The organism is Chryseobacterium sp. Leaf404 (genome assembly GCF_001424145.1).
In the GTDB taxonomy this organism is placed as follows: domain Bacteria; phylum Bacteroidota; class Bacteroidia; order Flavobacteriales; family Weeksellaceae; genus Chryseobacterium.
Genome location: NZ_LMQM01000001.1, coordinates 653,132 through 677,480, shown reverse-complemented (window position 1 = coordinate 677,480; position 24,349 = coordinate 653,132). Strand labels below are relative to the sequence as shown.

General features: G+C 37.7%; 20 protein-coding genes. 2 read left to right on the top strand and 18 right to left on the bottom strand.

The features are described 5' to 3' along the window. Nucleotides 1-16: 16 nt before the first annotated feature. Nucleotides 17-1,381, bottom strand: coding sequence for a c-type cytochrome (locus ASG31_RS03190; protein ID WP_056027801.1), 1,365 nt, complete (start codon nt 1,379-1,381; stop codon nt 17-19). 185 nt (nt 1,382-1,566) lie between these two features. Here ASG31_RS03190 and ASG31_RS03185 point away from each other — a divergent pair, with 185 nt between their 5' ends. Continuing rightward, nucleotides 1,567-2,100: a hypothetical protein gene (locus tag ASG31_RS03185; RefSeq protein WP_056027799.1), complete on the top strand. Its 534-nt coding sequence runs from the start codon at nt 1,567-1,569 to the stop codon at nt 2,098-2,100. Between the two features lie 57 nt (nt 2,101-2,157). On the opposite strand, the gene ASG31_RS03180 is transcribed toward ASG31_RS03185, so the two are convergent. The 17 genes from ASG31_RS03180 to mraZ all read right to left on the bottom strand — a co-directional run bounded on the left by ASG31_RS03180 (nt 2,158) and on the right by mraZ (nt 23,251). Next, complete coding sequence (locus ASG31_RS03180; RefSeq protein ID WP_082504428.1) at nt 2,158-3,429, bottom strand: DUF6080 domain-containing protein; 1,272 nt, start codon at nt 3,427-3,429, stop codon at nt 2,158-2,160. A gap of 70 nt (nt 3,430-3,499) precedes the next feature. Continuing rightward, nucleotides 3,500-5,044 carry a protein adenylyltransferase SelO gene (locus tag ASG31_RS03175; RefSeq protein ID WP_056027797.1) on the bottom strand — a complete coding sequence of 515 codons (1,545 nt, stop codon included), beginning with the start codon at nt 5,042-5,044 and terminating at the stop codon, nt 3,500-3,502. A 317-nt stretch (nt 5,045-5,361) separates the two neighbouring features. Continuing rightward, nucleotides 5,362-5,772 (bottom strand): BrxA/BrxB family bacilliredoxin, encoded by a 411-nt coding sequence (locus ASG31_RS03170; protein ID WP_056027796.1) that lies wholly within the window; start codon nt 5,770-5,772, stop codon nt 5,362-5,364. 417 nt (nt 5,773-6,189) lie between these two features. Continuing rightward, on the bottom strand, nt 6,190-6,636 hold the full coding sequence (locus ASG31_RS03165; protein ID WP_056027794.1) for a GatB/YqeY domain-containing protein: 447 nt from the start codon (nt 6,634-6,636) through the stop codon (nt 6,190-6,192). 90 nt (nt 6,637-6,726) lie between these two features. Beyond that, nucleotides 6,727-8,640 (bottom strand): cell division protein FtsZ, encoded by a 1,914-nt coding sequence (gene ftsZ / locus ASG31_RS03160; RefSeq protein ID WP_056027793.1) that lies wholly within the window; start codon nt 8,638-8,640, stop codon nt 6,727-6,729. Between the two features lie 88 nt (nt 8,641-8,728). Beyond that, on the bottom strand, nt 8,729-10,129 hold the full coding sequence (ftsA, locus tag ASG31_RS03155; RefSeq protein ID WP_056027790.1) for a cell division protein FtsA: 1,401 nt from the start codon (nt 10,127-10,129) through the stop codon (nt 8,729-8,731). Nucleotides 10,130-10,187: 58 nt separating this feature from the next. Further along, the gene (locus tag ASG31_RS03150; RefSeq protein ID WP_056027788.1) at nt 10,188-11,153 is read right to left on the bottom strand and encodes a cell division protein FtsQ/DivIB; all 966 of its coding nucleotides are present in this window, start codon (nt 11,151-11,153) and stop codon (nt 10,188-10,190) included. Nucleotides 11,154-11,196: 43 nt separating this feature from the next. Beyond that, nucleotides 11,197-12,570, bottom strand: coding sequence for a UDP-N-acetylmuramate--L-alanine ligase (gene murC / locus ASG31_RS03145; protein WP_056027786.1), 1,374 nt, complete (start codon nt 12,568-12,570; stop codon nt 11,197-11,199). Nucleotides 12,571-12,641: 71 nt separating this feature from the next. Further along, complete coding sequence (gene murG / locus ASG31_RS03140; protein WP_056027784.1) at nt 12,642-13,775, bottom strand: undecaprenyldiphospho-muramoylpentapeptide beta-N-acetylglucosaminyltransferase; 1,134 nt, start codon at nt 13,773-13,775, stop codon at nt 12,642-12,644. A gap of 58 nt (nt 13,776-13,833) precedes the next feature. After that, complete coding sequence (locus ASG31_RS03135; protein ID WP_056027783.1) at nt 13,834-15,072, bottom strand: FtsW/RodA/SpoVE family cell cycle protein; 1,239 nt, start codon at nt 15,070-15,072, stop codon at nt 13,834-13,836. Between the two features lie 50 nt (nt 15,073-15,122). After that, nucleotides 15,123-16,451, bottom strand: coding sequence for a UDP-N-acetylmuramoyl-L-alanine--D-glutamate ligase (gene murD, locus ASG31_RS03130; protein ID WP_056028075.1), 1,329 nt, complete (start codon nt 16,449-16,451; stop codon nt 15,123-15,125). A 56-nt stretch (nt 16,452-16,507) separates the two neighbouring features. Then, nucleotides 16,508-17,749, bottom strand: a complete 1,242-nt coding sequence (gene mraY / locus ASG31_RS03125) for a phospho-N-acetylmuramoyl-pentapeptide-transferase (RefSeq protein WP_056027781.1) — start codon at nt 17,747-17,749, stop codon at nt 16,508-16,510. Between the two features lie 134 nt (nt 17,750-17,883). Then, entirely contained in the window at nt 17,884-19,344 is a 1,461-nt protein-coding gene (locus tag ASG31_RS03120) for a UDP-N-acetylmuramoyl-L-alanyl-D-glutamate--2,6-diaminopimelate ligase (protein ID WP_056027780.1), read from the bottom strand. 93 nt (nt 19,345-19,437) lie between these two features. Further along, the gene (locus ASG31_RS03115; RefSeq protein ID WP_056027778.1) at nt 19,438-21,435 is read right to left on the bottom strand and encodes a penicillin-binding transpeptidase domain-containing protein; all 1,998 of its coding nucleotides are present in this window, start codon (nt 21,433-21,435) and stop codon (nt 19,438-19,440) included. Further along, nucleotides 21,419-21,784 (bottom strand): FtsL-like putative cell division protein, encoded by a 366-nt coding sequence (locus tag ASG31_RS03110; protein WP_056027775.1) that lies wholly within the window; start codon nt 21,782-21,784, stop codon nt 21,419-21,421. Before ASG31_RS03110 ends, ASG31_RS03115 begins: the two co-directional genes overlap by 17 nt. 68 nt (nt 21,785-21,852) lie before the next feature. Then, entirely contained in the window at nt 21,853-22,746 is an 894-nt protein-coding gene (rsmH, locus tag ASG31_RS03105) for a 16S rRNA (cytosine(1402)-N(4))-methyltransferase RsmH (protein WP_056028071.1), read from the bottom strand. 46 nt (nt 22,747-22,792) lie between these two features. After that, nucleotides 22,793-23,251: a division/cell wall cluster transcriptional repressor MraZ gene (mraZ, locus tag ASG31_RS03100; protein ID WP_056027773.1), complete on the bottom strand. Its 459-nt coding sequence runs from the start codon at nt 23,249-23,251 to the stop codon at nt 22,793-22,795. Between the two features lie 272 nt (nt 23,252-23,523). Between mraZ and ASG31_RS03095 the strand changes: the two genes are divergently transcribed. Continuing rightward, nucleotides 23,524-24,285: an alpha/beta fold hydrolase gene (locus ASG31_RS03095; RefSeq protein WP_056027771.1), complete on the top strand. Its 762-nt coding sequence runs from the start codon at nt 23,524-23,526 to the stop codon at nt 24,283-24,285. The last annotated feature ends 64 nt before the right edge of the window (nt 24,286-24,349 follow it).

Sequence of the window (24,349 nt, the reverse complement as noted above, 5' to 3'; positions counted from 1 at the left end):
TCTAATTTTTTAGTTATTAATAATGACATTTACCACACTCAAGACCTCCAATTGCATCTACCGTAATCTTACCGCCATCCTGAGGATATTGTTTTTTCAACTTGTCGTGTAGATTTTTGAAGTATTCTTTATTATAACCGTTGGTCATATCTATCTCTGTAGTTCTATGACACTCGATACACCATCCCATTGTAAAGTCGTTAGCCATCTGTACTACGTTCATGGTATCAATTTTACCGTGACATGCTTTACATACAACGTCGATTTTATTATCTGGGTTTTTCTTGTTGAAAGAATTGATGATTGCTTTTTCACCAGCTACAACGTGCTGTGCGTGGTTGAAGTAAACGAAATCCGGCATGTTGTGAATTCTCGTCCATTCTACAGGAGTTGTTTTTCCTGTGTATTGCTGTGTGGCAGGATCCCATCCGGTTGCAGCATAAATTTTCTGGATTTCTCCGTCGTAGAATGCTTTGTCTTTTCCTGGCTCCATGTAATGATCTTTGTTGTACTCAGAAATAGTTCTGTGACAGTTCATACAAACGTTCATTGAAGGGATTTCAGAAACCTTACCGTATTTTGCACTTGAGTGACAAAGCTGACAGTCTATTTTCTGTTCACCAGCGTGAATTTTGTGAGAGAAATAAATCGGTTGCTCTGGCTTATATCCTTTGTAAACCCCGATCCACATAATCCAGTTCCAGACACCGTAAGCAGCAAGGATTGCAAGAACTGCAAGAAGTCCTTTACCCACCATGTGGTATTTTTCGTAGATTTCGCTGAAAGATTTTACTTTAGACTGATTGTAATCAGATAATTCGTCAGACTGACCTAGTTTTACCAACTGTCTCAACTTCAACAAAATCCAGACAAGAAGTCCAGCAATTGCCAAAAGAGAAATAATCATGATTGTGGTAATGCTTTTGTCTGCAGGAGCAGATGCAGAAGTACCGTCAGCAGCAGCTGTACCGGCAGCGGCCGTCGGCTTAGGCTCTTCAACAGGAGGATTGGTGGTATAAGCTAAAATGTCATCAATATCCTTATCTGTAAGATTAGGAAAGACCTGCATTTCAGTCTTATTGAATTTTTCAAAAACCTCATTCGCATACTTATCGCCCGAAGCTCTGAGTGCTTTGTTGTCTTTGATCCACTTGTGAAGCCAATCTGTATCAAGTCCCTGCTCAGTTTTAAGTCTGTCTACCACACCTTTCAGCGCAGGTCCCACAACTTGCTTGTCTAATGCATGACATGCCGTACAGTTTGCCTTAAAAAGTTTTTCACCGTTTTTAGGATCGCCTTGCCCGTAAATTGAAGCACTTGTTGATAGCAATAAACCTATCGCAATCAGCCCTTTTTTATAATGCTTTCTCCAACTAATCATTTAAATTATCTTATGTTAGTAAATATTGAATATGTAATCAATTCCGCAAAAATATGATTTTTAAGAAGATTTTAACGACTGCTGTAAAAGGTAAAATGTCATTTCAGTTTAATTTGTAACTATTCTAAATAACCTTGCTTGCTATGTTTTTTATTATTTATAACTTTGCGGAAACAAGATTTTAAATGAAAAAAATTATTGCTACATTTTCTATTCTTACCATTTGCGGCATCAACACTCTTGATGCACAGCAAGTTGTAAAGAAAGATACAATCTCCGGAACAGAGCTTGTTTTAACCATGGATTCCCGCGTGAATGAGGCTTTAAGCAATCTGGAAGAGCGTTGCGGGAAATCTTCGTACGGTAAGTCTTATGAAGATCCGGAAACTGAAGTGAAAAGACCGGCCAAAATTTACGTTCCTAACCGTGAACTTACAAAAGCTGAAATCTGTGCAAAAAACCCAAGAATTTTAGGTTTTAAAATTCTGATAACAACGGTGAAATCTAACGAAGAGGCCAATGAAGTTAAGGCTTATTTCAGAAAAAGATTTCCTAATCTGAAGGTGGAAACCGACGCCTCTTTAAGACCAAATTATAAGATTTTGGCGGGAAGTTATTTCTCTAAACAAAGTGCATCAGCAGACCTTTCAAGAGTGAAAGAATATTTTAAATCTGCATCTTCTGTGCAGTACAGAATATTCTGTTCTGAAGCCAAATAGGAAAAATTTTACTCAAAAATACAAACGCCTCCAGTGTAAAATTGCAGACGTTTTTTTTTAATAATATCGGTTTACAAAATCGAAAAATTCTGTCATCCGGTAGAAATTATTGAAGCCTAAATAAATGATCATTATGATAAGGGAACTTGCTAAAAATGAAAGCATTTTCGGTTGATTTTTATATGCGAAAAACAACCATCCCAAAAGCATTGGATAGATAAAAACAAAGTGCCCACCGTAAATGTAAGAAGTGTGCAATCCGAATCTGCAAATGCAGTGAATCAGGATATCTACCGCAAAAGAAATCATCAGAATCTGTACTAGTTTGTTTTTGAAATTTCTGAAATAGCTCCAAAATATTAAAAGAAGTAATAATCCAATGAAAATATACGGAACAACAGAAGTGTAAACATCCATAAACAGGGCTTTGTAATAAAAACCCTTCATATTGTGTTTTTCTCTGATAAAAAAGCTTGGGAAAAGAATGTTTCCGCCAAAAAAGTAAGAATAGATCATATCCCAAACCGGAGTGGAATTTACATTCGAGAACTTTTCATACTGCTCACCAGATTTTGAAAGAATATTTTCATACTTAAAATTGATTCTGTTTAAATACAGCAAAATAAAAATCACACATGAAATCCCAACTCTCAACGCGGCAAATCCGAATTTTTTCCAGTTGTTAAAAAGGTCTTTTTCAAATAAAACAGGGATGAAAATTTTAACAATGTTTGTCACCGTTAAACCTCCCACTACTGCAGATCCCAAGACCAAAGAAAGTCCTGAGATTTTTCCGTCTCTTTTGAGTTTTACGGCTGAATAATAATTGAATGCAGTGAGCAAAAGCAATGTGTAAGTATATGTTTCAGGAGTGAATGATAAAAGAATGCAGGTCGAAAAAAGGCTGAAAAATAAAACAAGAAGCAAATTGACCACAAGCGGTGTCTGAACAATGTTTTTTAAATATTTATAAACCTGAACGATGCTTAAACTCACGATGAAATTACTGATCCAAACCAGGAAAAGCCTGAATTCCATTCCCATTTTTCCTTTGGTGAAAAGGAAAATAAATTCTCTGATCCAGTTGAAGAAATACCATGAAAGCGGATGTCGTTCAAAGCTTCCACCCGTCATCACAATCGCTTTGTTATCAAAACTGAAATACGCATCCCACGGAATTCTGCTGTCGAAGACGATTTTGTAATGCTGCGCTAAAAAAGTTCCAAATATCCCGTAAGCGGCGAGAAAAAAAATGAAAATTCCCAATTCCATAAAAGTGGAAGGAAAAATCATTTTAAAAAAGTGAATGAGTTTTGATTTAATAGACATTCAGTATAATTTTCTGCAAAAATAGGATTTACAAAAGTCTTTAACGAAGTCTTGGATGTTTAAATTTGAATTATGAACTGCACGAAAGCATCGAACAGCCTGCGACACCTTCAAAACCATCCGGACGTTTAACAGAAAATTCAGGAAACTTTTCTTCGTAGGGATTTTCCAGTGCGGTAACCAGTTTTTCAAGCAAATCTCTTTTCCCTTCCTCAAGCTCCTCAATGCACTGATATAAAAGGTAATTTCGCAGGATGAATTTTGGATTGCTTTCCTTCATCAGTTTTTTTGATTCTTCGGCAGAAAATGAGTTTTTTGACAACCTTTCTTTGTATTCAGATAAAAAAACGTTAAATTCTTCAATGTTTTCTTCATTATTTGATCCGTAAGAGATTTTTTGAAACTGGTCAGTATTTATTTTCTGGCTGGAATAACTTTCAATATGGTTAAAAAACAGCGTGTAATCTAACGAAAGTTCCTGCATCAAGCTTTGCCAAGCCGAAAAGAAGTCATCATCACCGGAAATCAGTTTTTCAAAACCGAATTTTCTGCACAACATTTCATCGTGTTTTGTCCAGAAGTAAGTTCCAAATTCGTTTAATGTTTTCTCTAAAAATTTTTCATCTTGAATCACCTGAAAGAGTGAATTGGCGAGTTGCCAGAGATTCCACTGTGCAATCTGTCCCTGCTTTCCAAACACATATCTTCTTCCTGGCAAATCTGTGGTATTTGGTGTGAAATTCAAATCGTATTCATCAAGCATTGAATATGGGCCAAAGTCGATGCTTAAACCTAAAACCGACATATTATCTGTATTCATCACACCGTGTACAAATCCTACACGGTACCATTCAACCATCAAATCTGCTGTTTTAGTACAAACCGTTGTGAAAAAATCCTGATATTTCTGTACGCCTTCAGATTTTATTTCAGTAAAATAATTTTCAATGGTGAAATCAAGCAGTTTTCTTAAAGTATCCGTTTCTTTTTGAGCCGCAAGAAGTTCAAAATGCCCGAATCTCAAAAAGCTTTCAGCCGTTCTGATGACCACTGCGCCTTTTTCATATTGAGGATTTCCGCTGTACATAATGTCGCGGACTACATTTTCTCCCGATAACGCCAAACTTAAAGCTCTCGTTGTGGGAACTTTCAAATGGAACATAGCTTCACTCATCAGATATTCCCGGACGGACGATCTCAAAACAGCTCTTCCGTCAGCGTGTCTTGAATAGGGCGTCGCTCCCGCACCTTTCCATTGGATTTCATTTTTTTGACCTTGTTCATTTGTAATCTCACCTGCCAAAATGGCGCGCCCGTCCCCGAGTTGCCCTGCCCAGTTTCCGAATTGATGTCCGGCGTAAGCGGTGGCGTATGTTTTTATATTTTGAGGCAAATCTGTTCCGACCAGAAAATTTAGATCAGATTTTTCATTAAATTCTCCGAGACCGATTTCATAAGATAGTTTTTGGTTAAACAGAATCAGCTTTGGATTTTCAAAACCTGACGGTTCAACGGTAGCGAAAAGCATTTTTGGTGTCTGTCGCTGCATTGTATTTCCTGAGAAGTCTCCCGGAAACTGTTCTGTGAATGGCTGTTTTACCTGATCAAGATTCATAGTTCAAAAATAGCCAAAAACTTCGTAACAAACCACAGGAACTCTATTTTTAAAATTCTGACAGCTCAAAAATCATTTTGAAGCTTCACTTTTTATTGATCCGTTTCTTCTGTATAAAAAGCTGCGAAATGAGAATCTGTTTCTGGATATCTAATGGATGATTGATGAAAATCTGTATCTGGCTCCGATTGACAACCGTATTGAAAAGTGCTTTCGTTGCCATTACAACAAATATTGAATGGCGGGAAATTTTTAGTTATAAAAAAACCGCAGCACAAAAAGTACGGCGGTCTTGAGATTATTAAAAAAAAATATTACTAACAATACTCGTCGTAAGCAGCCTGAAGATTGGCAGCGATGGCTCCCGCAGGATTTCCTTCGATGTGGTGTCTTTCAAGCATGTGTACCAATTCTCCGTCTTTGAAAAGTGCCACGCAAGGTGAGCTTGGAGGGAATGGTGCCAGATGTTTTCTAGCCTCAGCTACAGCATCAACGTCGTAGCCTGCGAAAACTGTTGTTAAATGATCAGGTTTTTTATCTCCAGTGATAGAGTAAACAACTCCCGGTCTCGCTGCACCCGCTGCACACCCACAAACAGAATTGATCACCAAAAGTGTAGTTCCTGATTGCTTCAAAGCAGTTTCCACCGCCTCCGGTGTGTCTAAATTTTCAAAGCCTTTATCTGTAAGTTCTGCCTTCATCGGCATTACTAAATCTGTTGGATACATATTTTAATTCATTTTTAAATTCGACACAAATTTACAATAATTATCTTTTTTAATTGATTTATAAAAACTATTTACAGATTTTAGAAAAGCGATATTGAGAAATATTCACAATAATTTGTTTATTCATAAATTTTTGTTAAATTTGAGCAGATTCTAAAACCGATTTTACATGAAAGAAAATTGATTCTTGAGGATTATTTATTCACGTAAACTATATTTCAAATAATAAACTTCCCTCTAACTATTACATTTGAATTTTAGTTTCAAAAAAAAATGAAGCCCGAAAATAAATTTCCGGGCTTCTTTAATCAAATCGATATGCAAAGGTTAAATATCCGTGTGTAGGTTCGAGATGCTCGTTACGGGATAAAGTTTGCGTGATTTAACCCGAAACTCCAAACCCGAAACCCGAAACTCTTACGAAAGCAGCTTCTTCGCCATTTCGGAAATACTTTTTCCGTCGGATTTTCCGGCGAGTTTTTTTGAGGCTGTTCCCATTACTTTTCCTAAATCTTTCACAGATTCGGCACCTGTTTCGGCGATGATGGCTTTTATTTCAGCTTCCAGTTCATCGGCAGATAGCTGTTTTGGCAAATACTGCTCAATTACTTTCATCTGAGCATCTTCCACTTCTGCAAGATCGTTTCTTCCCTGAGCCATGAACTGGTCATAAGAATCCTTACGCTGCTTCACCATTCTCTGAAGAATAGCAATTTCCTGCTCAGGAGAAACTTCGGCACCCAAAGCTTCGGTTTTTAATAATAATATCTGTGATTTTACAGCTCTCAGAGAATCCAAAGCTACTCGGTCTTTCGCTCTCATAGCATCTTTTATCGCTTCGCTGATGGTAAGTTCTAAACTCATAGTTTATGTTTTTAGCTATTAGCAGTTAGCTATTGGCTTATAGATTTGACGTTTTGTGCCATTCGCCAGAAGCCAAATGCTAACCGCAATTTAATCTACGTCTTTATTTAAAAATCTGTTTTCTCTGATCTGTACAGAACCTTCGTTGCTTTCAGACATAAAACTGTGGATGTTTTGGTCTGAAGCATTGCTCCCGTCGATTGAGATATTTTTTCTTTTAAAAGCCGGAACTGTTTCAAAATCATCCTGCTTTTCATAACTCTGATAACGTGAATTGAATTCTTTCAGCTTGTTTCTTCTTTCCAGTACTTTTTCCTGATCTGCAGGTTTGTTTATGAAAGAAAACTCAGATTCTGCGTGAATGGTAGTTTCTACTTCGGTTCTCTGCTCAAACACAGCCTGGCTTTCAGTTTTTGGCTCAGCAGCTGTCTGATAGAAAGTTTCCAATTTATGGGTGGTTTCCTCCACTCTTTTCTCGATGACCGCAGAAGTCTCCACTTCATTTTTTGGCTGTCCGAAATCATATTTAGGCTCAGAAACGGGCTCATTTACAGTAAAATTAAATTCTACAGGTTTTTCCTGAGAAAAACTATTTGTGAAACTATCCTGTTTAGGCTCTTCTTTTTTGTTTTCAAAATCAAAAGAGAAAGACTGGGTTTCCAAATCATTTGAATCTTCTTCGAAAGTGAAAAGATTTACGCTTTCATCACGTGCAGGTTCTTCATTTTTCCAGGTGTGTGTGAAGTTATCTTCCGTATCTTCCTGTCTGTCAGAGAATTTGATTGCAGTTTCAATTTCTTCCTCCTCAATAATCATTTTTTTTTCAGAAGACAGCAATTTGAATTGCGGTAAATCCTGCTCTTCATCATCTAATCTGAAAAGATTTTTACCTCCGAAATCGTAAGAATTTTCAGCGGGTGTTTCTCTTTCTTCTTTAGTTTTAAAAGGCGAAGCTTTAGGATTTTCCAAAGCATCATTTAAACCAATTCTGATTTTTTCTGTAGGCCCGGAAAACTTTTTGTTGTCATTAGAAAAACCGGTAGCGATTACCAAGACGCTCACTGCATCGCCCAATTCTTCGTCTGCTCCCACTCCGAAAATAATATCTGCCGTGTGACCGGCTTCTTTCTGGATGTAATCCATGATGATCCCGATTTCGTCCATCGTAGCTTCTTCCACACCGCTTCTGATCAGCAACAGTACATTTCTTGCGCCTGTAATTTTGTTGTCATTCAATAATGGAGAATCTAATGCCTTTCTAACGGCTTCTTCAGCTTTGTTTTCGCCGGAAGCCATACCAGTAGACATCAATGCTGTACCGGAATTCTGAAGTACAGATTTAGCATCTCTAAAGTCAATGTTTACATCAAAATATCCGGTAATAACCTCTGCCATACCTTTCGCAGCGTTGGTCAACACTTCATCGGCTTTTGAGAAACCTTGTTTGAAACCTAAATTTCCGAACTGCTGTCTTAATTTATCATTGTTGATGACGATTAATGAATCAACATTATTTCTTAATTTTTCAAGACCCAATTCAGCCTGATCCAATCTTCTTTTACCTTCAAAGCTGAAAGGCACGGTAACGATTCCTACAGTAAGAATTCCCATGTCTTTTGCCACTTTTGCAATGACAGGCGCAGCACCGGTTCCGGTACCACCACCCATTCCGGCAGTGATGAAGACCATTTTTGTATTCTGCCCCATTGCTGCTTTGATGTCTTCAATGCTTTCGATAGCAGATTTTTCTCCCACTTCAGGATCTGCTCCGGCGCCAAGACCTTCTGTAATCGTGGTTCCCAACTGAACTTTGTTGGCAACAGGATTATTATCCAAAGTCTGGGCATCTGTATTGCAAATCACGAAATCTACCCCGTGAATTCCTTTTTCGTACATGTGCTTCAGGGCATTGTTACCGCCGCCACCTACACCGATTACTTTTATAATTGAAGAATTTCCTTTTGGCAAATCAAATGAAAACCCCTGCGTTCCTATATTTTCCATAAGTATATTTTTTTATAATTGATAATTGATTAATGATTATTGATAGCTGACAATCACTGACCGATTATCATTCATCATTTATATTTTTTTATTCTACTTCTTCGAAGAATTTTTTTACCTTTTCCATTAAAGACTGTCCGAAAGTTGGCTTAGCCAGTCTCTTTGCAGATGGCTGTTCTATTTCGGAGGGCGGCAGATATGTTGGCTGCTCTGGCTGTACATGAGCAATATTCGCTTCGTTATCAGCAGCTGAGACAGTATCGTTCTGCACTTTTGCTTTAGGTTCTTCGGTTGAAATTTCCTCTTCGGGAAGATTGGATTTTTTATCTCTGATCTTTAAACTTTCCATCAGTAACCCGATTGAGGTTGCAAATTCCGGTCCCTTAAGATACTGATTTTTATCGTTTGCTACATATTCATTTGCAAAACCAATTCTGCTGTCAAAACCTGTGGTATAATTGGCCAGCTGACGAAGATGTTTCAGGTTTGACCCACCACCCGTAAGCACGATTCCAGCGATTAATTTCTTCTTTTGGTCGAAAGCGCCGTAAGCTTTTAACTCAGTGTTAACTAAATCCAGAATCTCTTCAACTCTTGCATTGATGATCTGTGCTAAAGTTTTAAGAGAAATTTCTTTATCCGGTCTACCGTGAAGTCCTGGAATTGTTACATACGTGCTGTCTTTTTCAAGCTCAGGCACTGCAGAACCGAATTTTACCTTCAGTTGCTCTGCATGTTTTTCAATAATTGAACATCCTTCTTTGATGTCTTCGGTGATAATTCCGCCACCGTAAGGAATCACGCAGGTATGACGGATAATGCTGTCTTTGAAGATCGCAATATCTGTAGTTCCGCCACCGATATCAACAATGGCTACACCCGCTTCTTTTTCTTCTTTCGTTAAAACTGCCTCCGAAGATGCCAAAGGCTCCAAAGTAAGCGCTTCCATTTCAAGGCCTGCCTCACGAACGCATCTTGCGATGTTTCTGATGCTTCCCATTTGCCCAACAACAACGTGGAATTTGGCTTCAAGACGGCTTCCGTGCATCCCGATTGGCTCCTGAATTTCTCCTTCAGAATCTACTTTGTACTCCTGAGGAAGTACGTGGATAATTTCTTCTCCCGGAAGCATGACCAGTTTTTTTACCTGATCTTTTAATGCTTCAATATCATCATCTGTGATGAATTTGTCTGGATGTTCACGCATAATATAATCTGAATGCTGAAGCGAACGGATATGTTTACCCGCAATCCCCACCGTTACTTTACGGATAGGCACTCCCGCGCTTGACTGTGCTTCTGCCACAGCTGCTTTGATTGAATTAATGGTTTGTGAAATATTATTCACAATCCCTTTGTGTACACCAAGACTTTTGGCCTTCCCAACGCCGAGAATTTCTATTTTCCCGTGGGCATTCCTGCGTCCTACAATGGCGACAATTTTTGTTGTCCCAATGTCAAGACCTACTGAATACTCTTGATTTTCCATTGTGTTATATCGATTTGATTTTATTACTTAATTAAATTCAGAAGGAAAAACCTTCTCTTTATTCTATTTTTACCTTTGTTTTAGTTTTTGGTTTTGTAACCGTTTTCTTTTCCGGGGTCTTCTTTTTCTCTTTCGGTTTTGAAAGTGATTTAGGCTTTGCCGTTTCCTTTGGCTTTGCTGAAACTGTTTTTTTCTCTGCCGGTTTTGTTTTTGTAACCTCTTTTTTAGCAGTTATGGCTGCGATTGGTGTTTTAGCTAATTCTTTATGACCTGCTTTCAGAATACTGTCGTTTTCTTCAAAGTAAGGATTTAAAGTGGTTACAATCTGATTGTCATACTTCACCGAAACCATACTGTACTTCTGCGAATCCTGATATATGAGATATTTTTCTACAAAAGTTTTAAAACCTTTCACTTTAAAGTCGATGTGGTCTAAATCGCCAATCTCCACTTTGTAATTCCCTTCACTCGTGAGCAGGTAGTAACTGTCTTTATGTTTCGAAATTCCGATGAAATATTTTTTGCTGAAATCGTCTTTATCAATTTTATTTACAAGCTCAGCTACCTTTTCGTATTCATCTTTTTTAATATTTCCTGTCACAAGCATGCACGGATGCGAATAGGTTTTTGAAATCGGAAACTCGTTGCCTTTTTCGTCTACATAAAAATCTTTTCCTTCATTATTCAATCTGAAAACCGGAACTCTCTGTTTGATATCCAGATGCAGTTTTCCGTTTAAATTCAAATACACATTGGCGCTGTCTACCGCCGGAAGTGCATTGATCTTCTTTTCCAGCTCCGGAATATTTAAATCTCCCACTTTGCCGGAAGGATTTTCCCTGATGACAATCTGCTTGATATCTTTTTCGTCAATAAAATACACCGGAGTTTTCTCATTCATTTTTACAGAAATTTTCTCATCAGTAATCTTCTGACCACTGAATTTCTTCAAAGAGAAACTCAGCAGGAAGCCAAGAATGATCACTGTGACGGCAATTTTTAAAATTCTGTATTTGTTTTTCATAATCCCCTAAATCCCCAAAGGGGACTTTCATACTGTTTTTATTTTAATTTCTACTCAACCATTCACAAATCGGGTCGTACAACGTATCTATATTTCCCGCACCGACAGTGAGTAAGATGTCAAACTTCTTTTCTTTTATCTTATTAAATGCTTCAGATAAACCTGAAATTTCTTTTTTATCCAAAATCACTTTTTCTAAAAGCCAATCTGAAGTAACTCCTTCAAAGTTCTCCTGAAGTTCTCTTGCGGGATAAATATCCAGTAAAATAAGTTCTTCAGAATTGCTTAAACTCTCAGCAAATCCATCTGCAAAATCTCTCGTTCTGCTGAACAAGTGTGGCTGGAAAACAACCAAAAGCTTTTTATCTGGATAAAAAGTTTTAATCGAACCCACCACCGCATTGATCTCTGTAGGATGGTGCGCATAATCATCAATATAAATTTTACCACTCTGAAAAATATGCTTGGTATATCTTCTTTTAATTCCTTTAAAATTGGCAATTGCTTTCTTTAAAGTTTCAAAATCAACTCCTAAATTGTGCAGAATGGCAATCGCAACCGTTGCATTTTCTACATTGTGAATTCCCGGAACGTCCCAAACGAACTCTTCGACGAGCTCAGAGTGACGATCATTTGCTGGTGCATGAAAATCGAAATAGATTTTATCATAATCCATTCTGAGGTTATCTGAGTAATAATCAGCTACTTCGTTGACGGCGTAGGTTTTATGCGCTCTTCCGATTTCAATTCCTTTTCTTACAAAAAGCTGCTTGTCTTCAGGAACCAAAGCTGCAAACTGTCTGAAGCCTTCTTCAATCGTATTTTTATCTCCGTAAATATCCAGATGATCAGCATCTGTAGAGGTAATTACTGCCCAATCCGGAGATAGGTTGAGGAAACTTCTGTCGTATTCGTCGGCTTCTACCACAGAAAATTCTGTTCCATTGAACAGGAAATTTGATTTAAAATTCTCTGAAATTCCACCTAAGAAACAGGAGAAAGACAAATCTGCTTCTTTGCACAAATGCGAAACCAAAGTTGATGTTGTAGTCTTTCCGTGTGTTCCCGCAACAGCGATGCAGTCTGTGTTTTCGGTAATTAGGCCTAAAACTTTTGCTCTCTTTTTTACGTTAAAATCATTTTCATTAAAATAATCTAAAATCCCCAGTTTTTTGATTGCGGGAGTGTAGATGACCAAAGTATTTTTTTTCTGAAGTGACGTGATTTTATCATCAATAACATCTTCAAAAACAATATCAATTCCTTCGCTCATCAGTTGCTGAGTGAGTTTTGTGTTGGTTTTATCATAGCCCAAAACATTCTTACCCGAAGCATGGAAGTAGCGCGCCAATGCACTCATCCCAATACCTCCGATTCCAACGAAGTAAAAATTCTGATATGTTTCTAAATTGTTCATTTTATTTTAAATTTGAGATTTGAAGTTTGAGATTTGAAATTGAAATCTCTTCTCATGACATCCTTATCTCTTTACTTAATTATTTTAAAAATTTCATCCACAATCTCTTTTGCCGCATTGGGTTTGGCAAAATATTTCAGATTGTCTGACATTTCTTTTCTTACATTTTCGTTTTCGCAGATTTCTGAAAGAGTTTTCCAGAATTTTTCTTTCATTTCTGAATCTTTTACAATTCTTGCTGCGTTTTTTTCAACCAGATTCATCGCATTTTTGGTCTGATGATCTTCTGCGGCAGTTGGTAAGGGAACCAAAATCACCGGTTTTTTTGCCATCGCCAGTTCTGAAATCGCAATTGCTCCTGCTCTGGAAACGATTACGTCTGCGGCAGAATAGGCTGTTGCCATATCGGAAATAAACTCCTTAATTTGGATGGAAGCTGGAGGCTGGATGCTGGAAGTTATCTCCGCAAAGTCCAATTTCCCAGTTTGCCAAATCAACTGATAGCCTTTTTCTTTAAGGTTTTCTAAATTATCTTTCCAGCCGTTGTTTAAAGTTCGTGAACCCTGAGAACCACCTACTGAAAGAATCGTTAATTTATTTTTGTCTAAACCTAATTTTTCCTTTGCAGTTTCAGAGTCCGTTAAGTCTGAAATTACATTTTGGCGAACCGGATTTCCAAGAAACAAAGTTTTCGTTCCGTGAAAAAATTTCTCCATACCCGGATAAGCTGTAAATATTGCTTTCGCTTTCTTACTGTTTGCCGTATTGGTTTTCCCCGGAAAAGAATTCTGCTCCTGTATGAAAGTTGGAATTCCCATTTTCGCAGCCATAAACAAAGCTGGCCCGCTTGCAAAACCACCTGTTCCTACCGCAAAATCAGGTTTGAATTCTTTAATAATTTTTTTAGCTTTAATCAAACTTGAAATAAGCTTGAAAGGCAATCCTATATTTTTGAGCAGATTTCCTCTGTCGAAACCGGCAATGTTTAAACCCAGTATTTTGTAGCCAGCCTGCGGAACTTTTTCCATTTCCATCTTCCCGTTGGCACCGATGAACAAAAATTCTGCATTAGGAAATCTTTTCTTGATTTCGTCTGCAATAGCAATTGCCGGGAAGATATGTCCTCCTGTACCGCCGCCACTCATGAGAACGCGAAAATCCCCCTTTCCCCCGAAGGGATGAGCGATGTTTGATTCTATGTTCATTTTTGCTTCCACAATATTTTTTTATCTTTTTAAAAGTCCCCTATGGGGATTTAGGGGATTAAGCTATATCATTAATTTCTGCAACACTCTGTTTTTTGCCAATACCTTCCTCATCATAAATCTGAATTCTGGAACTTACACTTAAAACCAGTCCTAACTGAATATAAGTTACCAACATTGAAGTTCCTCCGTAGCTGATCAGCGGCAATGGCTGACCGGTGACAGGTATTAAATTGACTGCAACTGCAATATTCACAGCCAACTGCACAAAAATCATCACTCCGATGCTCAGCACCAGCAACGATCCGAAAAATGCGGGCATTTTGCTGGCAATCATTACAATTCTTACAATCATAATGATATAAAGTGAAATTAAAAATCCTGCACCCAGCAGTCCGTATTCTTCAACAATAATGGCAAAAATAAAATCTGACGCAGACTGGGGAAGCATCTGTTTCAAAGCAGATTTTCCCGGCCCCATACCTGTAAAACCACCGTGCACAATTGCGGCTTTTGCCTGCATTACCTGATAGTTTTTAGCTTTTACGCTTTCGTCATCTACATCTGCGGTTTTTGCTTTGCTTGACGTAAATGTTTCAATACGGCTCATCCAGGTATGCACACGGTTTCCGCCAATCATATTTGTGTTTAAGGCAATTATCAGAAATAAAACAATTGCTACCACAGATGTGGAGATAAACCCTGCGATGTATTTCCAGTGGAGCTGTCCGATAATCAAGACAATGACCGAAACCATGAGAATCATCAGTGCTGTGGATCCGTTATCTTTGGCAACCAGCAAAAAAACGAGCAGAATAGGCCCAAAAATAAACCCTACATTTTCACCTACCGTTCTTTCTCTTGCAATTTTCTTGGTTAGATATCTGCACAGATAAATAATCAACATTAAAAATGCGAAAGACGACGGCTGAAATGAGAAAGGCGTCCCGGGAATCTTGAGCCATCGCGAAGCGCTTGCTCCGTCAATCGTTTGCCCTGTAAACATGGTTAAAACCAATAATCCGCACATTAAAATCAATAATGCCATGCTTATTTTTCCGATGTGCTCGTATTTTACCATCCCTACCATCCTCATCATGCCCAAACCCAGCAAAACGAAAAACATGTGTTTCACAAGGTGACTTGTGGTGGTACCGTTATTTACAATATATTCCAGGTTTGAACTCGCAGAATAAACAGGGAAAATAGAGATAATAGAGATCACAATAATGACCATCCAAAGCACTTTGTCGCCCTTTAGAAATTCAAATTTCGGATCTGTAATCTGTTCGTTCATATTTTATCCTCACCCTAACCCTCTCCAAAGGAGAGGGAGCTGTGGCGCTTTTAATCTTTTAATACTTGCTCTTTAAACTGATGACCTCTGTCTTCATAATTATTAAAGAGGTCAAAACTTGCACAACACGGTGAAAGTAAGACCACATCTCCGTTTTTGGCTAATGATTTTGAAGTTTTTACCGCTTCTTCCATACTTGAAGTGCTGTAAATAAATTCTTTTTTGTCTTTAAAAAAGTCTACAATTTTTTGATTATCAATTCCTAAGCAAACAATAGCCTTGACTTTTCTTTTTACTAAATCTTCAACTTCTGTATAATCATTTCCTTTATCAACACCTCCGACAATCCAGATTGTAGGATTTTTCATGCTTTCCAAAGCATAATAAGCGGCGTTAACATTGGTTGCCTTGCTGTCGTTAATGAATTTTACGCCATCGATTTCTGCTACAAATTCCAGTCTGTGCTCTACCGCCTGAAAAGTCATCAGTGAATTTCTGATGCTTTCGTTATTGATTTCCAATATTTTACCGGCAATTGAGGCCGCTAAACTGTTGGCAACATTGTGATTTCCCAGTAAAGACAATTCATCAATTTTCATGGTGAACTGGTTTTTCAGATTAATCTCAATATTTTCACCGTTAATAAAACCTCCTTCAGCCAGTTTTTCTTTGGTAGAAAACGGAATCATTTTAGCTTTAATCTCAAATTTTTCGAGAATATTTTTGCTCATTTCGTCATCTTTATTGTAGATGAAAAAATTGTCGTTCTCCTGATTTTCAGCAATTCTGAATTTCGCCAAAGCATATTCTTCGTAGTTGTAATTGTACTGATCGAGGTGATCTTTAGACAAATTCAACAGCAAAGAGATGTAAGGTCTGAAATTCTGAATATCATCGAGCTGGAAAGAGCTTACTTCCAGAACATAATATTCATGGTTTTCGTCGGCCACCTGTTTTGCAAAACTATAGCCTATATTTCCGCCTAATCCCACGTTTAATCCGTCGTTTTTAAGGATATGATAAATGAGAGACGTTGTTGTTGTCTTTCCGTTGCTTCCGGTGATGGCAATGATCTTCGCGTCTGTAAATTCTGCTGCAAATTCTATTTCCGAAGACAGTCTGATGCCTTTGTCATGAATTTTCGTAATCATATCAGCCTTCTTGGGAATCCCAGGGCTTTTTACAATCCAGTCTGCATTTAAAATCCTTTCCTCATCGTGATTTTCCTCTTCAAATTCAATTTCATTTTCAGTCAGAAACTGTTTGTAGTTATCCTTAATGGCACCTTTGTCTGAAAGAAACACTTCCAAACCTTTCTTTTTAGCCAAATAAGCAGCACCACAACCGCTTTCTCCACCTCCTAAAACAACTATTTTCATAAACTTGCTTTTTGCTTTTTGCTGATAGCTTTTTGCGTACAACTGTCTGCTAATTTTTATCTCATTTTTAATGTAATGAGACATACAATTGCTAACATAACACCGATGATAATCATTCTGTTGACAATTTTACTTTCGTGGAAACCGTCTTTCTGATAATGATGATGCAGAGGAGACATTTTAAACAATCTGTTATTCTGGGCATATTCCAACCCGAATTTTCTTTTTCTGTATTTGAAAACCACAACCTGAAGCATTACAGATATGTTTTCGATTAAAAAGATTCCGCACAAAACAGGAATCATTAATTCTTTTCTTAAAATAATCGCCAAAACTGCAATCACTCCGCCGAGCATTAAACTTCCGGTGTCTCCCATAAAAACCTGAGCTGGATAGGTGTTGTACCAGAAAAACCCAATCACCGCACCTACCATGGCGACGGCAAAAATGGTGGTTTCACCCATATTCGGGAGGAACATAATGTTGAGATAATCCGCAAAAATAATATTCCCTGAAACGTAAGCGAAAAATGCCAGCGCAAGTAAGATAATCGTACTCGTTCCGGCTGCGAGGCCATCAATTCCATCGGTGATATTGGCTCCGTTGGAAACTGCTGTTACAATGAAAATTACAATCGGGATGAAAACAATCCATGCCCATTCGTGAGCTTCGGCATCATCCATCCAAAACAATATTCCGCTGTAATCGAATTCGTTGTTTTTGGTAAACGGAACTGTGGAAACCGTGATTTTTTCAGTTGGTGAAAAATTCTGTTCCACATTATTTCTGTTCACTACTTTAGCATCCGCATATTTTCTTTTAACCGTAATATCGGGATGAAAGTACATTGTAACTCCAACGATTAGCCCTAAACCAACCTGTCCAACGATTTTAAATTTTCCGCTGAGACCGTCTTTATTTTTCTTTACTTTCTTTAAATAATCATCAATAAAGCCAATCGCACCCATCCAGACTACCGAAACAATCAGCAAAACGATGTACACATTGGTAATTCTTGTGAACAGTAAAACAGGAATCAGAGTTGCAATGATGATAATCAAACCGCCCATGGTTGGCGTTCCCTCTTTCTGTTTCTGCCCGTCTAATCCCAAATCACGAACCAATTCGCCCATCTGTTTTCCTCTCAGGTAATTGATGATGTTTTTACCGTAAATAAGAGCAATCAACAAAGACAGCAACACCGCCATTCCTGCACGGAAAGAGATGTACTTCATCATTCCCATTCCCGGAATGTGGATGCCTTGGCTGGTTAAGTATTCGTATAAATAGTATAGCATTTTATTATAATTGATGATTGATAAATGATGATTGATATTTAAAACTAATCTTCAAGTTTATTCCTTAATTGTTTTTTGTAAGCTGATGTTACTTTTAAAATTTCTAAAGATTCTATCGAAATCAGCTACATATTTTACTTACTCATCAGCTTCCACAGCTCATTAATTACTTCCTTATCGTCAAAATGATGTTTTACACCATTGATTTCCTGATAATTTTCGTGGCCTTTTCCGGCTACGACGATGATGTCTTTTGGCTCGGCAAATTTTATGGCCATTTTTATCGCTTCTCTTCTGTCGGGAATTGAAGTGTATTTGCTGAAATTCTGAGGTTCTACGCCAGCTTCAATTTCTTTGATGATGGTAGCCGGATCTTCTGTTCTCGGGTTGTCTGATGTGATGATTGCCAAAGTTGACTTTTTAGTCGCAATATTTCCCATTTCTGGTCTTTTGGCGTGATCTCTGTCGCCTCCGCAACCGAAAACCGTGATGAGTCTTTCGTTTTTGGTTCTGATTTCGTTAATGCTGTCGAGTACGTTTTCCAATGCGTCCGGAGTATGAGCATAGTCTACGACGAAGAAAATTCCGCCATCGGATTTGAAAGTTTCAAATCTACCGTTAACTCTTTTCAAAATGCTGATGGCCTGAAGAATTTCTTCCTGTTGAAAACCTAATTCAGAGGCAATTCCGAAAACAAGAAGCAAATTGTAGACATTGAATTTCCCTGTTAAGGTCGTCCAGAATTCTTTTCCGTTGAAATTGAGAAGCATTCCGTTGAAATCCACTTCCAGAGTTCTTCCGTGGTAATCTGCCATCGTTTTCAAAGCATAGGATTTCTTCTCTGCTCTGGTGTTTTGAAGCATCACATTTCCGTTTTTATCATCTACATTCGTGATAACAACTGCTTCATCATTTAATTCATCAAAAAATCTTTTTTTCGTTTTTAAATATTCATCAAACGTTTTATGATAATCTAAATGATCGTGGGTAAGATTGGTAAAACCTGCAATTTTAAAGGTTAAACCTTCAATTCTGTTTTGAGAAATACCGTGTGAACTTACTTCCATAAAAGCGAATTCACAACCTTCTTCAACAGCCTGCGCCAAAATTTTATTAATGGTAATTACATCCGGAGTTGTATGTGTAGCCGGAATAACTTTTTCACCAATTCTGATTTCTACTGTAGAAAGTAAAGCCGAATTGTAACCTAAATTTTTGAAAACATCAAAAAGCAAAGTAGAAACAGACGTTTTCCCATTGGTTCCCGTAACTCCGATTAGCTTTAATTTTTCTGAAGGTTTTCCATAAAAATTGGAAGCTAAATGACCTAATGTTTTTGATGAATCTTTTACTTTGATGTATGTAATATTTTCATCTAAATTATCCGGAAATTCTTCGCAAACAATTACAGTTGCTCCTTTTTCAACAGAAGATGCAATGTAGGAATGACCATCCGCAACCGTTCCTCTCACTGCAATGTACAATGAGTTTTCGGTAACTTTTCTGCTGTCGAATACCAAAGCTGAAATCTCTTTTTCAAGAGTTCCTTTTGTTTCCAGAATTTGGATTCTTTCCAATAATTTGCTTAATTCCATAAACCTACATTCCTGTGCTTCGCACCTCTAATTCATTTACTTTATCTTACTCTACCAACATTACGCAACTTCGCTGCCTTCTGGCTGTCATTTTTAATTTTGCAACGTCAGATAAATCCTTTGATTCTTACTGATAATGGTGCCTTCGAGCGGAAACTGTTCTTTAATTCTTCCAACTCCTTTAAATTCCACCCGATAACCTAAATTTTCCAGTTGAGGAATTACATTTTTGCCGATTAAACCGACAACGGTGGGCATCTGTTTATTATTAACTGCTACTTTTACATTCGGTTCAACCAGTTTGTTCAGGTTCACTTTTTTGTCGACAAGCATTTCTTTTTCAATATTCTGCGGTGTTTTAAGGAACGTTTTACCTGCGATTTCCTTAAAAACCGGCGCAGAAACTGTTCCTCCGTAAAATCCTTTAGAAACATTCGGCTCGCTAATCATGACGTAACACGTATATTTCGGATTGTCTGCCGGATAAAAACCTGCAAACGACGCTCTGTACTTCATTGGACCAGGTAACCAATATTCAAATCTTGCGGTTCCGGTTTTTCCTGCCATTCTTAAATTGGGTGTGAAGATGCTTTTTGCAGTTCCTTTTTCAACGGCTTTGGTTAAAGCACTTGTCATCATTTGAATTGCTTTTTCAGAAGCCATTTTTTTTACCATAATCTGAGGTTCGGCTTCGAAAGTCACTTTCCCATTTTGCATAATTTTATCGATAAACAGCGGTTTTACCATTTTACCTTTGTTAGCAACACCGTTGTAGAAAGTTGCCAGCTGCAAAAGGTTAATATTGGTAGAATACCCGTAACCTATTGACGCTAAGGTTGCTGCATTCCATCTTTTATGTTCAGGTGTAAGTATTTTTGGCTTCGTGATCCCAGGAAGTTCGATATCCATTTTATCGAAAAGCTTCCATCTTTTTAAATGATCCAGAAATATCTTTGGATTGTCTGCGTAGTACTGCGTAATCAGTTTTGCCGTTCCCACGTTGCTAGATTTCGCCAGAACATCACTGATATCGTAAGTTCCTCCACCGTGCCCGTCATTGATTCTCTGCTTGGCATAAACCCATGAACCGCTTCCAACATTTACCGTTGTTTTTTCATCAATAAAACCATCATCCATTGCTGCCAAAAGGGAAATCACTTTAAAAGTAGACCCCGGTTCAATATTATCTTTTATCGCATAATTGTAGGAATCAACATATTCACCAGCCTCATCACGCTGAAGATTGACCATTGCACGAACTTTCCCTGTTTCCACTTCCATAACGATTACTGTTCCGTGTTTTGCTTCGAAATTGATGAGCTGTTTTTCTAAAGCCGAGTGCGCAATATCCTGAATTCTGAGATCCAAAGTTGTATAAACATCCTGACCGTCAACAGGTTCTTCCACCTTCCAGTAATCAATTGGTTTCCACTGCGATGAGTTGATTCTCTGCTCAAGACGTTTTCCGTCAGTACCTCTGAGATATTTAGAAAAAGCACCTTCAAGACCGGATGTGTACTGCCCGTTGTCCATACCGATGGTTCCAGAACCGATTTCGGTAGTCGCCAGTTCGCGTTTGTAATTTCTTTCTACAATGAAACCTCCTTTATTTTTTCCTCTTTTAAAAATCGGGAATTTTCTAAGTCTGTCGTACTGGTCAAAGTCTAGACCTTTTACCAAAGAGTAGTATTGGTTTTCTTTTCCTTTAATGCGCTGCTCATCAAATCTTTTACGGTATTCCGCTCTTGGTTTTCCAAACATTTTGCTTAAAGAATCCGTCAGTGCACCGATATTATTGGTGTAAACTGTATCGCGCATTGTTTTAAAATCGAGATAAATATCATATCTCATTACCGTTGTTGCCAAAATAGATCCGTCTGAGGCAAAAAGGTTTCCTCTTGCCGCTTTCAGTTTGGCTTCACGATAGTTTTTGTTGATATAATCTTCTTTAATTTCGGTAACGTTGGTATTCTGTAAAAGGACAATTCTTCCCAGGAACAGTGCAAATACGCATAAAGCCACCACTGCAAAGAGGTAGCCCCAACGTAATGTTTTCTTACGTTTTTTATCGTATTCATTTTGATTCTGCATCAGTACTGTCGAGTTTTATTAAAAGTTTATGTGGGTGGCTTTCCAGTGTCATCAGAGAATCGCGAGCGACTTCTTTGCCGAGTTCAGATTCCATTTTTACTTTGATGAGTTTGCTTTGAGCGTATGCGTTTCTTGATTTGAATTCTTCTGTTTCTTCTTTTAAAGCATTTACAATTTTTATTTTCTGATTGACTAAATGGTTGGTGTAAATCATCGACATCATCAGAACAAAAAGCAGCAGAAAGTACTTGTAATGGGCTTTCACCTCATCACGGTTCAGGAAATTCCCTTTTACAATATCTATAAAAGTGAGTTTTTTCTGAGGTTTATATGTATTTCTTTTTGCCACAACTTATAATTGATTATTGATAAATGATTATTGATTTAGTAAATCATTTATCAATCATGATTTATCATTTACACTTTTATTCCTGTTCTCATTTTTGCGCTTCTCGCTCGTGAGTTTTCTTCAATTTCCCTGTCGTCAGGAATTATTGCTTTGCTCTTTACCAGCTCAAAGGTTTTCTTATAATTTCCGTAGATATCTCGTTCGGGCTCACCTTCAAACATTCCGTTTTTCAGGAATCTTTTTACCAGACGGTCTTCCAGTGAGTGATAAGAAATTACTACGAGTCTTCCATCCTGTTTCAAAACATTGTAAGACTGAATAAGCATTTCTTTTAAAACTTCCAGCTCCTGATTCACTTCAATTCTGATGGCCTGAAACAATTGGGCATAAAATTTATTCACTTTATGCGGCGGCAGATAACTAAACAGCTTTTTAAGATCTTCTGTAGTTTCAATCACTTTATTTTTTCTGTGGTGAACGATGTCGCGGGCTAATTTTCTTGCCTCTCTCAATTCACCGTAGTAATAAAAAATATCTGCTAAAGACTCTTCGTCGTAATCGTTGATTACTTTTTTAGCATCGAGACTCTGCATGATATTCATTCTCATATCCAGCGGAGCGTTGCTTCTGGTAGAAAAACCTCTAACAGCAGCGTCAAACTGGTGAGACGAAACTCCCAGATCTGCCAAAACCCCGTCAACTTTGGAAATCCCGTACATCAGTAAGGAATTTTCAAGAAATCTGAAATTCTGATTGATCAGGGTAAATCTTGAATCATCGATTGTATTTTTAAGCGCATCCAAATCCTGATCAAAACTGAAGAGCTTCCCTTTTTCTGAAAGTCTGCTCAAAATTTCTCTTGAATGACCACCACCACCAAACGTACAGTCTACATACACGCCGTCCGGATTCGTCACCAAATCGTCTACACTCTGCTTTAATAAAACGGGATTATGATACATGTTAAGTTTGTGTTTTTCTATTTTTTTACAATCAGATTTCAGCAATTTATTCTTCATCAAAAGAACCCATCACCTGCTCAGCAAGATTTGCAAAATCTTCTTCGGTTGTTGAGATTACACTTTCGTAAGCTTCTTTGTCCCAGATTTCAAACAATTCTCCGGCACTCGTAATTACGATGTCTTTCTGAAGACCCGAATACTGTGTAAGATCTTTAGAAATCTGAAGTCTACCGGCATTATCAAGCTCCACAGTTTTCACACCTGCCGTAAACATCCTGATAAAATCAGCATTCTGCTTGTTGAATCTATTGAGTTTATTAATTTTGTCCATCATTTTATCCCACGCATTCATAGGATAAACCTCAAGGCACTTTTGGAACACAGAACGCTTTACCACAAAGGTTTTGTCATCAAAATTCTCCATCTGCTTTATTAAAGAAGAGGGTACTTTGAGACGGCCTTTATCGTCTATTTTGCACTCGTATGTTCCAATGAAATTTCTCATTTGGGACAAAATTAGAAATATTTTTCCAAAACCTCCCACTTTTTCCCACTTTTTGACTTAATGTTAATAAGTTTTATCCCAAAGGCTCTTATTCGCCCTTATTGACTGATAATTTGGGAGTTGCGCATTTGTACAGATAAAGCACACGAAAGAGTTTAAGAAAAAAATCACCAAAATGTGCAGTTGTATATTATTTTTATTTTAAATTAGGCTTGGCAAAATATTTGTGAGGTATAATTTGTATTTTTGCAAGGCTTTCTTAAAGCATTTTTATGATATTCAAAACAAAAAAAGAGAAAAAATTCGCCTTTGTAGAAGCGGGAGAAGGACATCCATTAGTACTGTTACACGGTCTTATGGGTGGTCTCAGCAATTTTGAGAAGATGGTAAGCTTTTTTTCTGAAAAAGGTTTTAAAGTTTACGTTCCCCAGCTTCCTATATATGACCTTCCGGTTCTTAACACCAACCTGACTACGATTGCCAAGTATGTGATCACCTTTATTGAAACCAACATAGGAAAACCTGTAACTATTGTGGGTAATTCTATGGGAGGCCATGTAGGATTGATTCTTACCCTTGCCCGTCCGGACCTTGTGCAGAATTTAGTTCTCACAGGAAGTTCAGGTTTGTATGAAAGAGCTTTTGGTGACAGTTTCCCGAGAAAAAATGACCGTTCTTATATAAGAAAAAAAGCAGAAGAGGTTTTTTATGATCCCACTGTGGCGTCTGAAGAATTGGTAGACGAAGTTTTCAGTGTTGTAAATGACAGAATGAAAGGTATCAAGACCGTGATGCTCGCAAGAAGCGCTATCAAACACAATATGCTGAATGACCTTCCGAAAATCTCAAGACCTACATGTTTGATCTGGGGAAAGCAGGACAATGTTACTCCACCGGATGTGGCCATAGATATGAACAAATTTATTCCTGACTCAGATTTATTCTGGATTGATAAATGCGGGCATGCAGCAATGATGGAAAAGCCAGACGAATTTTGCGAAATTCTGTACAGCTGGTTAAAGAATAAAGTTTAATAAAATATTACAACCATTAAGATCGTTCTTAGTGGTTTGTTTTTCTAAAAGAGATAATAATATT